General features: G+C 59.1%; 13 protein-coding genes. 7 read left to right on the forward strand and 6 right to left on the reverse strand.

The genetic code is table 11. The annotated features are described in order from the left end of the window. Nucleotides 1-127 precede the first annotated feature (127 nt). Genes D3871_RS00505 through D3871_RS00520 form a run of 4 tightly spaced genes read left to right on the forward strand, consistent with a single transcriptional unit; the run spans nt 128 to nt 3,775 of the window. Nucleotides 128-772 carry a TetR/AcrR family transcriptional regulator gene (locus D3871_RS00505; protein ID WP_119767130.1) on the forward strand — a complete coding sequence of 215 codons (645 nt, stop codon included), beginning with the start codon at nt 128-130 and terminating at the stop codon, nt 770-772. After that, nucleotides 769-1,740 (forward strand): HlyD family secretion protein, encoded by a 972-nt coding sequence (locus tag D3871_RS00510; protein ID WP_119767131.1) that lies wholly within the window; start codon nt 769-771, stop codon nt 1,738-1,740. The genes D3871_RS00505 and D3871_RS00510 overlap by 4 nt, the downstream gene beginning before the upstream one ends. Further along, nucleotides 1,740-2,669: an ABC transporter ATP-binding protein gene (locus D3871_RS00515; protein ID WP_119767132.1), complete on the forward strand. Its 930-nt coding sequence runs from the start codon at nt 1,740-1,742 to the stop codon at nt 2,667-2,669. Before D3871_RS00510 ends, D3871_RS00515 begins: the two co-directional genes overlap by 1 nt. Next, a complete protein-coding gene (locus tag D3871_RS00520) occupies nt 2,666-3,775 on the forward strand; it encodes an ABC transporter permease (protein WP_119767133.1) in 1,110 nt (369 codons plus the stop codon). The genes D3871_RS00515 and D3871_RS00520 overlap by 4 nt, the downstream gene beginning before the upstream one ends. A gap of 76 nt (nt 3,776-3,851) precedes the next feature. Here the strand turns inward: D3871_RS00520 and D3871_RS00525 are convergent, their stop codons facing one another. Together D3871_RS00525 and D3871_RS00530 are read right to left on the reverse strand one after the other, a co-directional pair. Further along, nucleotides 3,852-4,202, reverse strand: coding sequence for a hypothetical protein (locus tag D3871_RS00525; RefSeq protein ID WP_119767134.1), 351 nt, complete (start codon nt 4,200-4,202; stop codon nt 3,852-3,854). Between the two features lie 101 nt (nt 4,203-4,303). Beyond that, a complete protein-coding gene (locus D3871_RS00530) occupies nt 4,304-4,723 on the reverse strand; it encodes a J domain-containing protein (RefSeq protein ID WP_119767135.1) in 420 nt (139 codons plus the stop codon). 226 nt (nt 4,724-4,949) lie between these two features. Between D3871_RS00530 and D3871_RS00535 the strand changes: the two genes are divergently transcribed. Together D3871_RS00535 and D3871_RS00540 are read left to right on the forward strand one after the other, a co-directional pair. Further along, complete coding sequence (locus tag D3871_RS00535; RefSeq protein WP_119769792.1) at nt 4,950-6,161, forward strand: EAL domain-containing response regulator; 1,212 nt, start codon at nt 4,950-4,952, stop codon at nt 6,159-6,161. Nucleotides 6,162-6,257: 96 nt separating this feature from the next. Continuing rightward, on the forward strand, nt 6,258-6,728 hold the full coding sequence (locus tag D3871_RS00540; RefSeq protein WP_119767136.1) for an SRPBCC family protein: 471 nt from the start codon (nt 6,258-6,260) through the stop codon (nt 6,726-6,728). Between the two features lie 111 nt (nt 6,729-6,839). Here the strand turns inward: D3871_RS00540 and D3871_RS00545 are convergent, their stop codons facing one another. Both D3871_RS00545 and D3871_RS30670 read right to left on the reverse strand, forming a co-directional pair. Then, the gene (locus D3871_RS00545; RefSeq protein WP_119767137.1) at nt 6,840-8,042 is read right to left on the reverse strand and encodes a YsnF/AvaK domain-containing protein; all 1,203 of its coding nucleotides are present in this window, start codon (nt 8,040-8,042) and stop codon (nt 6,840-6,842) included. Between the two features lie 124 nt (nt 8,043-8,166). Then, on the reverse strand, nt 8,167-8,832 hold the full coding sequence (locus tag D3871_RS30670) for a YsnF/AvaK domain-containing protein (protein ID WP_233575466.1): 666 nt from the start codon (nt 8,830-8,832) through the stop codon (nt 8,167-8,169). Nucleotides 8,833-9,058: 226 nt separating this feature from the next. Here D3871_RS30670 and D3871_RS00555 point away from each other — a divergent pair, with 226 nt between their 5' ends. Next, entirely contained in the window at nt 9,059-9,661 is a 603-nt protein-coding gene (locus tag D3871_RS00555; protein ID WP_119767138.1) for a hypothetical protein, read from the forward strand. 48 nt (nt 9,662-9,709) lie between these two features. On the opposite strand, the gene D3871_RS00560 is transcribed toward D3871_RS00555, so the two are convergent. Together D3871_RS00560 and D3871_RS00565 are read right to left on the reverse strand one after the other, a co-directional pair. Beyond that, entirely contained in the window at nt 9,710-10,447 is a 738-nt protein-coding gene (locus D3871_RS00560) for an endonuclease/exonuclease/phosphatase family protein (protein WP_119769794.1), read from the reverse strand. Nucleotides 10,448-10,452: 5 nt separating this feature from the next. Continuing rightward, entirely contained in the window at nt 10,453-12,606 is a 2,154-nt protein-coding gene (locus D3871_RS00565; protein ID WP_119767139.1) for a VTT domain-containing protein, read from the reverse strand. Between the last annotated feature and the right edge of the window lie 52 nt (nt 12,607-12,658).

Below are 12,658 nucleotides of genomic sequence, written 5' to 3' on the forward strand. Positions count from 1 at the left end.
CGGACGTTGCAGGCAGGCGACGACACATGTTGAATGCCGGACAAGTCTCCCCAAGGTCTAACGCAGAGAGCACCAATTTGATGGCAAAGTGACATTGCATCATTATTGGTCGTTCGTACAATAATTCATGGCCCGCCCTTCGCAAAACATTGACCAGCGTTTGCTCGCATCCGGCCTGGCATTGCTGCCCTTGACCGGTTGCCGTGGCTTGTCAGCGCGCAAGCTTACCGACCATGCGGGCGTGCACTTGGGGATGTTTCATTACCATTTTCACAGCAAGGAAAACTTTATCCGCATCCTGCTCGAGCAAGTCTATGAGGGCATGTTTTCAGAGCTGGAAATCAGAACACGCGCAGGCGAGTCGGCCGCCCATAACCTGCGCAATGCGGTACACGTGATCGCCGGCTTCGGCCGCACCCATCGTCAATTGCTGTTGCGCATAGGCGCCGATGCCCTTGCCGGCGAAGCGGTCGCTGCGCAATTTCTGCAAACCAATCTGCCGCGTCATCTCGATGTGGTGGCAAGACTGATCAGCGAAGCGCAGCGCGACGGCGACGTCATCGCAGCACCTTTGCCGCAGGTAATCGGTTTTATCGCGGGTGCGGTGATGGGACCCGTGTTGCTGGGAACAGCCGTACTCGAACAAGCACTGCTCGGTCCAGCCTTGGGCGAGCTGATCGATAACGAAGTCTTGTCCGTTGCAGCGGTGGAGCAGCGTATCGATCTGGCGTTGCGCGGCCTGACGCCATTGAAGCAGGGAGTCGCTGAATGACTGCGCTTGCCGCCCGTATCGCCTTGCTGAGTTTGGGATGTAGCGTCGTCGGCTGCGCAGACAAGCCGGACAATTATTTTCCCGGCTATGCCGAGGCCGACTACGTGCGGTTGGCTGCGCCGATTGCGGGCACCCTGGTCAAGCTGCATGTACGGCGCGGCGACCAGGCGCAGGCCGGCGCACCGGCTTTCGTGCTGGAGCAGGAAAGCGAACGGGCGGCGCGCGAAGAAGCGGCATTTCGTGCCGAGAGCGCGCGGGCGCAGCTGGCCAACCTGCAAAAAGGCAAGCGCCCGGATGAAGTCGCCGCAGTCCAGGCGCAATTGCATCAGGCCGATGCCGCATTGCGGCTCTCTAGCGCGAACTTCACGCGGCAAAAGCAGCTGGTTGCCGACAAATTCATTGCACCTTCGCTGGCCGATGAAGCCAGGGCCGCAATGGAAAGGGATAAGGCGCGTGTCAGTGAATTGCGCGCGCAACTGAGAATTGCGCAAACCGGTGCGCGCAGCGATGAAGTCCTCGCCGCGATGCAGGAATTGAAAGCGGCCGAAGCGCAACTGGCGCAGGCCGACTGGAAACTCGCACAAAAGACGCAGCGTTTTCCGATGAGCGCGGCAGTCAACGATGTGCTGTACCGCGAAGGCGAATTCGTGCAAGCCGGCAGTCCTATCGTGAGCCTGCTGCCGCCGCAACATATCAAGCTGCGCTTCTTCGTGCCTGAGCCTGTGCTCGGCACGCTTGCGCTCGGCCAGACGCTTGAGGTGCGCTGCGATGGCTGCAGGGCGCCCATCGCTGCCCGCATCAGCTATCTGTCGAACACGCCGGAATACACGTCGCCACTCATTTACAGCAAGGAAAATCGCGCTTCACTGGTATTCATGATTGAAGCGTGGCCGGCATCCGAGCAAGCGACGTTGCTGCATCCCGGCCAGCCGGTCGAGGTGCGCTTGGCCACCGCAAAGGCGCCGTGATGGAATCCGGGGCGCCGGCGATCATCGACGTGCACGGGCTGACCAAACGCTATGGCGGCCGGACCGTGGTCGATCATCTCGACATGCGGGTCGAGCGTGGCCGCATCCATGGCTTTCTCGGTCCCAATGGCAGCGGCAAGACCACCACGATACGCATGCTGTGCGGCTTGCTGACGCCGGACGAAGGCAGCGGCAGCTGTCTCGGTTTCGATATCGTGCGGCAGGCGCGCCGCATCAAGCGCGAGGTTGGCTACATGACGCAAAAGTTCGGCTTGTATGAAGACCTGACGATAGAAGAAAACCTGTTTTTCATTGCGCGCGTCTATGCAGTGCCCAATGCCGCGACCAGAGTACAGGCGACACTGGAACGGCTGGGACTGGCCAGCCGCAAGACACAGCTTGCCGGCGCGCTGTCGGGCGGCTGGAAGCAGCGACTCGCACTGGCCGCCTGCTTGCTGCACGATCCGCAACTATTGTTGCTGGATGAACCGACCGCCGGCGTCGACCCGAAGGCAAGGCGGGAATTCTGGGACCAGTTGCATGCACTGGCAGAAGGTGGTTTGACGGTGCTGGTTTCAACCCATTACATGGATGAGGCGGAACGCTGTCACCGGCTCGCCTATATCGCGTACGGCCGCTTGCTGGCACAAGGCACGGCCGCGCAATTGATCGCCGCCGCCGGCTTGACGACCTGGTCGATTACCGGTCCGCGGGTTGGCGCGATGGCAATCGCATTGCGCGACCAGCCGCAACTGCATGTCGCTTCATTCGGTAATGCGCTGCATGTCAGTGCCCGTTCCGAAACCGAACTGGAAGCGGCGCTGGCGCCGTGGAGCGGTTCGGACATGGCACGGGCACGGATCGACACCAGCCTGGAAGATGTCTTCATTGCGCTGATGCAGGGCGCCACCGACAATTACGCAGCATGAACTGGTCACGCTTTCTCGCCATCCTGATCAAGGAGTTCCGCCAGATCCGGCGCGACCGGCTGACATTTGCGATGATGGTCGGCGTGCCCGTGATGCAGCTGATCCTGTTCGGTTACGCGATCAATACCGATCCCAAAAGTCTGCCGCTGGCGGTGGTCGAGGCGGATCACAGCGAATTTTCGCGCAGCCTGATCGCGGGTCTGGAAAATTCAAAGTATTTCCGCGTGACCGCGCGGCCGCGCGATGAAGCCGCAGGCCAGCGCTTGCTGGATACGGGCCGCGTGCAATTTCTGCTGGTGGTGCCGCCGGATTTTTCGCGTCGCGTGCTGCGCGGCGAACAGCCGGTGGTGCTGCTTGCAGCCGACGGGACCGATCCGGCCGCAACCGGCAATGCATTGGCCACGCTCAATGCAATCGGCCGGCAGGTCGCTGCGCGCGATTTGGCGGCGCAGCCGGAAGCCGCGCCATTCGACATCCGCGTGCAGCGCCGTTATAACCCGGAAGGCATTTCCCGCTACAACATCGTTCCCGGCTTGATCGGCGTGATCCTGACGATGACGATGGTGATGATGACCTCGCTGGCGATGACGCGCGAACGCGAGCGCGGCACGATGGAAAACCTGCTGGCGACACCGGTCCGGCCGCTGGAAGTCATGGCAGGCAAAATTGCGCCATATATCGTGATCGGCTATGTGCAGGTGGCGGTCATCCTATCGGCGGCGCGCCTGCTGTTCGACGTGCCGGTGGTGGGCAGCATGCTGCTGTTGTCGGCCGCGCTGGTCGTGTTCATCGCGGCCAATTTGGCGGTCGGCTTCACGTTTTCAACGATCGCGAAAAACCAGCTGCAGGCCATGCAGCTGACGTTTTTCTTTTTCCTCCCGTCGATGCTACTGTCGGGATTCATGTTCCCTTTCCGCGGCATGCCGGTCTGGGCGCAATGGATAGGCGAAGTGCTGCCGCTGACGCATTTCCTGCGCATCGTGCGCGGCATCATGCTCAAGGGGAACGGCATCGGCGAGATCATGCCGCACCTATGGCCGATTGCGGCATTCATGCTGGCGGCCGGCGTGCTTGCGCTGATGCGTTACCGGCAAACCCTCGACTGATACCAATCCCATGCCATAAGGTGCCGGATGACATGAGATTGGTATGCGTCATTTCAGCCCGAACATCGCCATGCCGTTACGATAGGCGATCCGCTCGGCCACATCGCGCGGCAAGGCCGACAGCATGCGGCGAAACCACCGAGCGCGCTTCGACGTTGTAATGCATGTGCGCATCGAACAGCGGCAATGGCGCTTCAGCCTGCGCGGCAGCACCGAACAGCAGCGCGCAACATGCCGCGATCCAGTGGCGGCGCTTCATTCCACCACTCCCGGCTTGCCGCTGTGGCTGCCCATGGATTACCGCATGTCCTTGTTCGATGATCTTGCCGGAAGGCTGGGAAACGCCGGGCGTGACGGTGTCGTTGGCGCCGCCGCCAAAGGCAAATGCTGGCAGCAGCAGCAGCAAGACGCAAGGAATGATACGCATAAGGCCCCCCTTCTCGGAAGGCCTATTGTGACCCATGGGCGCCGGCCATGCAGCCCGTATTCAAAGCAAAGCGTTATTTAGAATTAGAAGTCCGCACCCGCTCAGCGCGCCACGGTTAATACCGACGGTGTGAATGTCGATGAGACGGTACTGTGCCGGTTCTGCGGAGCGGCGGCCGGCTCTGGCTCTTCCAGCAGCGGGATGCCGGGAGAACTGATGGCAATGATCGCCAGTCCGGCGACCAGCGACGTTACGGCAAGGATGGCGCCGCCGATATCGAACAGCCGGTTGCGCCGCTGTTTTTGATGGGCAAGTATCCGGTCATACGCCTGGCGGCGCGACGGCGAAGACAGCACGAGATACGCATTGCGCATCGCCTGCAGGCGCAACTGATCCTTTTTGCGCAGGGGGCGACCGGCATTGCCAAGCAGGTGGCGGCTGAGATGGCGGCGGTATCCATGCTCGATATCGAGATGCGTGGCTTGCGGCGCCACGCCAAGCAAATCGTAGAGTGTTTTCATTTGAATGTGCAGTCGAGGGAAGCATTGTCTTTATATCGAAACCACCGCACTGCAACAATCCCGCGTTTATGGGAACGGTGTCATTGGCGGCGTTGACCGAGAAGCAGTCAATAGCGCCGTATATTGCCTTTTTTGCACTGCGCAAATATTGACCTTGCCGGGCAAAGCTGCGGCATAATTTCCCCAACGCAAATATTCCGCGCTACGGCGCGGCAGGATGGCCGCCATGAACACTGACAATCCGCTATCGATTGCGAACCTGCGCTTCCTGATCGCGGAGGATGACGACTTCCAGCGTCACTGGCTATCGGTGATGCTGACCAAGCTGGGCGCGCAACATATTATCGAAGCGCAAAACGGCCGCGTCGCGCTTGAGCTCCTGCGTTCGGAACAGCATATCGACATCAGCTTCATCGATCTCAACATGCCGGACATGGATGGCATAGAGCTGGTACGGCATCTTGCCAACGGCAACATCAAGACTGCGATCGTGCTGACCAGCGCGCTCGGTTCGGCGCTGCTGTTCTCGGTCGAAACCATGTCCAAGGCCTATGGCGTCACCGTGCTGGGCAGCTTTGAAAAGCCGGCGACGCCGGAAGGATTGCAACGGCTGATCGAGCAATACCAGCCGCCTGCGCAGCATGCCGATGCAAAGCCGGCGATACCCGCCTTCGCCCTTGACGAAATACAGCAAGGGATACAGGCCGGACAGTTCGAACCGTATTTTCAGCCCAAGGTCGAGCTTGCCACTGGCAAGGTCACGGCGGTGGAGGTGTTTGTGCGCTGGCATCATCCGCACTACGGCCTGGTCACGCCGTCGGCATTCATTCCGGTGCTGGAAGCCGGCGGCCATATGGAAGCATTGACCTGGACCGTGATCGAGCGCTCGGTTGCTGCCTGCCGGACCTGGCATGACCGCGGACTGATGCTGTCGATATCGATCAATCTTTCGGTGACTTCGCTGGCCGAACCGGGGTTGGCCGAAAAGATCCTGCAGCACATCGGGCACCACCGTATCGAGCCGCGATACATCACCTTTGAAATCACCGAGTTGATGGCGATGACCGATATTCCAATTTGTCTGGAAAATCTTGCGCGCTTGCGGATGAAGGGATTTGGTTTATCAATCGACGATTACGGCACCGCCCATTCCAATTTGCAGCAATTGCTGCGCATTCCATTTCTCGACCTGAAAATCGACCGCTCTTTCGTGGTTGGCGCGTCGCAAAACGGCCAAATGCACATCGCCTTGAGTTCTTGCCTCGATCTGGCTCGCAAACTTCGCCGCAACTCGGTCGCGGTCGGCGTGGAAACGCGCGAGGACTGGGATTTGCTGCGCGACCTGGGCTGCACCTATGCGCAGGGTTACTATATCGCCAAGCCGATGGAACGCGATGCAGTGCCGGGCTGGATCGAGGAATGGTCGCAGTTTTTCTAGAGCCGTTTTGGTCTGACGGTATCGTCAGACCGACATTGAGCGCAGCGACATGCGGTAAGAGGTACACTGGGCGATTGTCTTACCGTCTCCGGCATCATGAAATTTTCCCATCTGGTCGAGATCAACGACCCGCTCAATCCCTTGATCGACAAGCTGTCACGCGAGCAACTCTGGCGCGGACTGGTGTTGCGTGCAGAAATGCCGAAAACCTTCGTGCCGTATCTGGATGCTTGCGACATCCTTGAAAAATCAACGCTGTCGATGTCGCGCCTGTTGCGCTACGGTGAGCTTGTCGTGCGCGACCGCGTGACTTTCCTTCCGCAGGAACAAGTCGTCTATCACGTACCGCAGCAGGAAGGCATCCCCGAATCGACATTGACGATGACGATAGAGGAACCGGAACCGGAGATTTTCTTTGTCCGCTTCGAATATGACGACGGCGCGAGCGAAAGTCAGGATACGGCCGACGCCTTCTACAACGATTTCCGCAAATCCGCTTATACGGAATCGGATATCGATACGATCCGCACCATTCGGCAACTGGCCGAAGGCGGCCAGCTCGACTGAGGCATCTTCTACCCCTGTAAAAAGCGCTCCCCTTCGCAAAAAGAGGAGCGCCTTGCTGCCGCGTGATAGCGGCGTCACGTCGCAGCTACCAACGATGAATGATCAATGCCGCTACCGTCTGCCGGTCACGCGCTCGGCGCCGTAGCGGACGGCATCCTTCACCTTTTCCCATGTGCTTTCCGGATGGTTCGATTCCCAGTCGCTGCGCATCGACGGTTCGGCATCTTCCCAGCGATAGTTCTTGTAGCGTTCGGTGCCGGCCATCGTTGAGCCATACCGGTAAGCGGCATCATAGTCTTCATAACGTTCGCCCGACTGGCCGTAGGCATTTTGCCAGTGAGTCCGATAATCGGAATCGTCGGCCGTCATTGCGCTGTCGCGATAATCGTCGCGACCAGTCATGCCTCGGGTGCTGGCGGCGGCCAGTTGCTCGACTTCGACATCGGTACGGCGCACGGTTTCGTTGATGTCGACGGTGCGCTGGGTCACGTCCTTGCCTATCTCGACTTCCTCGACCACGCGTGCAGTCTTCGATATCACGGGTTCTTCAGCCATCTCGCGCATTTCGACCGCACCTTCCTTGATCGCATCCAGATCAGCGGCAGTGGCCGGCTGATCTACCGGATGACGCTCGACATGCACATGCTCTTCACGCAGTTGAACCGATTCGTTGACCGGGGTTTCGCTCACACGCTGATAAAGGCGCACACCGCCGCGCTGCACTTCGCGCTTGCCGACCTGCAGCGCTTCCTCAACCACCGGAATGCGGGTGGTGCCGGTTTCAGCGTTACGCAGGTCTTGCGTATCGGTGCTGCCCATGGCACTGGTGGTTGGGGTCGTGGCCGAACCGGTGGCTGCGGTACGGGACTGGCCATATAGTGCACGGTCTTTCTCGATTTCGCTGTCGGTATACATCGGCGCGCTTTCATCGTAGCCGCTCCATCCCTGCGAACGCCAATGCGAGCTGCGCTCGTCGATGTCGACCGGATCGAAACGGTTCATGATTTCCATTGCACGATCACGCTGTTCATCGCTGGCTGCATTCACAGTCAGCACGCAGCTGCCGCGGCGCACCGCTTCCGAATAAATATCGCCATGCTCACGATGCTCATCCATTCCAAAAAGCGAACGGAAGAAATTACCGATACCGGAACCACCCGAACCAGCGGTCGATACATCGCTGATACCTGCCGAACTTTCTGCATCGGGGCTCAATTGCACATCGGAACGAGAAAAGCCTGAGCCGAGCAATTCATTGAGCGCATTCTGCGCCTGGGCATAGCTGTCGTATACGCCTACTATAGTATTTTCCATGATCAGTCTCTCCAAAAAACATGGTTGCCCGGGACCTCGTCCGGGGTGATGCCAAACCAGAGTTTTATTGACAGGCATAAGTCATGCCTGCGGCGTTTATCCGTTACGCCTTTTGTTATGCCTGCTATTGCTTGGGTGTGCCGTCATTGCCAGTGACGATGCCGCGATCGAAACGCTCCACTGATACCTGCTCCGAACGCAGGGTCACGCTTTGGGGCTGGGTGACGCTGCGTTGTTGTCGCCGGATATGCACTTCTTCCTTGAGCATCAACTGCTTCTGTACGACCAATACTTCTTCCAGCACGGGTACGACCAGCGTGTCGCCTTCATAGCGCATCTGTGGCGGCGTTTCATCGGCTACCACGCGTCCTATCGCCACATGTTCAATCACCAACTCATCCTGTCGCAGCGGCTGGTCGATGATTTGCTCGCGTTGAGAGACGCTCTTGTGGATACGCACGCCACGCCCCGTATCGACGGTACGCTTTTCCACATGGAGTTCTTCTTCCATGACAGGAAAAGTCATTGGCGTCTCGTGCTCGTCGTTTTCCGAAGTATTGAAAGTAAATGGAAGACAGTAGACGCCGTCTTCACGCAATGCGAGCAGGCTAGACGGCACCAGAACCAGGGTGCCATCGGCAAGCCGTATCCATACCTGCGCTTCATCTGCGGAATCGCCCTGCTCCAGTGAAGCAATGGTGGCATGGTGTCCCACTGCATCAACAACGCGGGCATTCAGGAGTTGCCCGGCTGAAGCAAAGGTATTCCCATTTTGATTGAGTTGCGTCATGGTCGGCTGTCCTAAGGATCTAAGATGGAATAAAGCATGCAAGGAGCGGGCCGGATAATGCAGGCAAAACGCTATGTGCGCATCGCTGTACTGGTGCAATGCTTTCACGCGTTTTTTACCTCTGCAGGGGAAAAATTTACATGCGTTGTCGGCAACCCTTGCCCGACGAACTATTGGGCCGCACTCGCCTCTTACTCATATTCACTTTTTAACCAAGGAGCCAGCCATGACAACGATTATTGCAGGCCGATTTCAAGAGCAGACGGAAGTCGACGATACGCTTGCCGAGTTGCTGCATGCAGGATTTTCGCGTGACCGGGTGTCAACGTTCTATTGCAATCCATCCGGTCAGCACGCCCTTTTTCCGATTGGCGGCGATCATAATTTGTCGCCGGGCGCGAAAGAGTCGGGCAAGAGCGTCGCTGCCGGCGCAGTGGCCGGTGCGGCGGTAGGCGTGGCAGCCACGCCTATCCTCGGACCGGTGGGTACGGTTACCGGCGGACTGGTTGGCGCGCATCTGGGCGGCCTGGTGGGCGGTCTGTCGGGAATGAAAGAAAAAGGCGATCCGGGCGATCATGCGGAAGACATGGAAAATGCGGTACCGATGCGGCATTCGGGCATGATGGTGGCGGTCGCGGTACCCGACGACGGTGAATATGAAGATCGTGCGATTGATGTGCTGCGTTCGGCCGGTGCGATGGATATCGAACGTGCGGAAGGCACGATCGAAAATGGCGACTGGGTAAATTTCGATCCGGTGACGCCAATGAATCTGGTCGAATACGCGCGCGACCAATCTATGCCCAGCGGACCGAACCAGCGAGCTTGAGTGCAAGGCAGTGATACTCGCGCAGCGGCGCTGCCGGTGCGTGAGCGTCTAACCGACGATATGCGCAATCAACGGTAAATGGTCGGATGCAATCCTTGCAAGCGGTGACGCGTGCACTTCAACGTGTACCAACCGATGGCGCGGCCGGATCCAGATCCGATCCAGCGGAAACAGCGGATAACGCGAAGGGAAAGTCTTTGGCGCCGGCGCCGCCTGGAAATGCGATACCAGCCAGCGCAGCGATTGTCCCCAGACGAACCATTCATTCAAATCGCCGAGCAGGATTACCGGCATTTCTTCGGTATCGAACACCTGCAACAGTTTGCGTACCTGCTCGCGCCGTTCCGAAATGCGAAGACCGAGATGGGTGGCAACCACACGCAATAAGTGCCCATGGCAGTTGACGTCGGCATCGACCGCCGCACGCGGTTCATGGCTGCCGAACGATAAATCGATGTTGCGCACTGAAAGAATCGGATAGCGGCTGAGCACTGCGTTGCCATAGCGCCGCTCCGGCCGGTCGCAGGCGGCGCCTTCCGCAGCTACATAGCCAGTCGCTTGCTGCAGCACTGCCAATACATTCGGCGTCCGGCTGCCACCTAGCGGTACCTCTTGCAGGGCGATGATGTCCGCATTCAATTCCTGCAAGACCTGCGCTACGCGTTCAGGCGCAAACTTGCGGTCGCAACCCACTGCACCATGGATGTTGTAAGTGGCAATCGTCAATGGCCATGGATCAAGATCGGGCTCGGTTACAGGCAACAGCTCTTGGTTGGCGGTCAGCAGGTCATTCACGCAGCGGTATCCTCTCTACGAGTCAGCAGTTTTTGAAGCCCGAGGGCGACGGCAATAATCAATAGCGCAACACCGGCCAAAACGGCAATCGTGCCGGGTGTCGGGTTACGTACTGCTTCAGCCAGATGGTGCACGAAGGTGACCGTTACCGTAATGCCGGGCAGCATCCCTAGCAAGGTACCGATCAGGTAGTCGCGAAAGCGGATATGCGACGCACCTGCAACCAGATTGACCACGGTAAACGGTGCTATCGGCAGCATGCGGACCACTACCATTGCGACAATGCCGCGTCGCGCGAAACGCTTGCTAAGACGATTGATACGTGTGCCGAGAAAGCGCTGCACCGTGTCGCGTCCGAGCCAGTGGCCGAGCCCATAGGTAACTGTCGCGCTCAGCAACGCACCTGCGATCGCATACAGCGATCCAAGCAAAGGGCCGAACACAATACCGGTGACGGCAATCAGCAACATGACCGGCACCATGACCAATCCTGCGATCACGTAGCTGGCGATCACCGCCAACGGCGTGAACGGCAATTCATCAAGATTGCGCGCGAATGACACCAGTGCGTCCAGATTGATCCATTCGCGCAGCGGCGTCCAACGCCATGCGACGGCCAGCAGCGCCAGCGCAATCGCAAGAATGCCGACACGAACCAGCCGCCGCGGCACCGGCTTGCGCGCTTCGTTGGGCAGGAATTGGCTGACCAGCTCATCCGGATCGATCGGCTTTTCCGGATCGAACAATGCCTGCTCAGGAATCAGCGCATCGAGTTCCGGGGTAGTGACGGCTTCCATTACCCGGAGCGTGCGGTCCGACAGCTGCAGCGTCGCCACTGCCTGATGCAGGCTCCCCAGCCGCTGATATTCTGCGTCAACCTGTTCCGGCACGGTATCGAGATGCTCGGCCAGCAAGCGGTTGCGCAAGCGCGAGATTGCCGCGCGAATGCGCGGGTCATGTCGGGCTTCGAGCGTGACGTTGCATTCGGTATCGAGCGCCATAGAACGGCTGCTCAGGTTGGCCGATCCTATTGAAAACAATTCATCATCGACAGCAAAGACCTTGCTGTGCACATTCAGGCATTGATCATTGAGGCCGGGGATATGCGGGCAATACATGCGATACCGGTCGTGCCGATCCGCAGCCTTGAGCCGCCGATGCACGCGTGCACGCAACACGCCCATGGTGGCCCGTTCCAACCATCCGCTTTGCGTCTGCGGCGAAATGATTGCCACTTCGGGGCCGTGCGCTTCGTCGAGCCGTTGCGCAAGTGCGTTGGCGATCGTGCCCGAAGTGAAATACTGGTTTTCGAAAAACAAACTGCGGCGCGCTGCAGCGATCGCGTCCAGATGCAATTGCCGGATTTCGTGAACCCCGGAACGCCCTTCGTAATCCGGCTCGGTACGGGAAATGGCGAGGTCGATATCGGCTAGGTCGGGGACGACATGTTGCGGCCAGGGATCATGCTCGGTGTCGCAGACGACCACCGGCGTTTCGCCGCAGGCACGTTGCCAGCGGATGCGGGCAAGCTCGCCAAGCGCGCGTGCGGCGTCGCCATCGACCATCGCTTGTACATCATGAAACGGCGCATGCAGCTTGCCATCACTGTCGCAACGCAAGGGAGCATGGCAGGCATGTTCCGACGTATCCCAGCGGGAACGGGTCAAGTCGAGTCCGCCGACAAAGGCGAGTTCGTCGTCGACCACCACGATCTTTTGATGGTGCGAGCCGCCGATCGGATGCCTGGCATCCATACGAAAGGCGAGCCGGCGATGCGTCCGCCAATCCAGCTTGTATACCGGCAGCCATTCTCGCTCCAGCGCATACAGCATCGCGAAATCCCAGTTCAATACATAGGCACGCAGGCTGGGGCGAGTGGCGACGACCTGATGCAGGAAATCTCCCAGCGGTTCCGGATAACCATCATTTGCGCCGCCGGGCACCAGTCGAGTGCGGCTATCGATATCCCAGCTCAGAATGAATACGCTATGACGGGCGCTGAGTATGGCGGCGCGCACCGCACGAAAATAGGCGTCGGCATCGACCAGCATGGCAAAACGATGCGCATGCTCGATGCGCCAACAGTTGCGCCCGGGCTGCAGAATGCCGGGCGATGAAACAATGTGTGCGGTCGGCTGAGGTAAAGCCATGCGCTCGCTGTCGAGAGGAAAGGATTTGCTCTTTCGACGCGCCGCTTGGAGT

The organism is Noviherbaspirillum saxi (assembly GCF_003591035.1).
Lineage (GTDB): Bacteria > Pseudomonadota > Gammaproteobacteria > Burkholderiales > Burkholderiaceae_D > Noviherbaspirillum > Noviherbaspirillum saxi.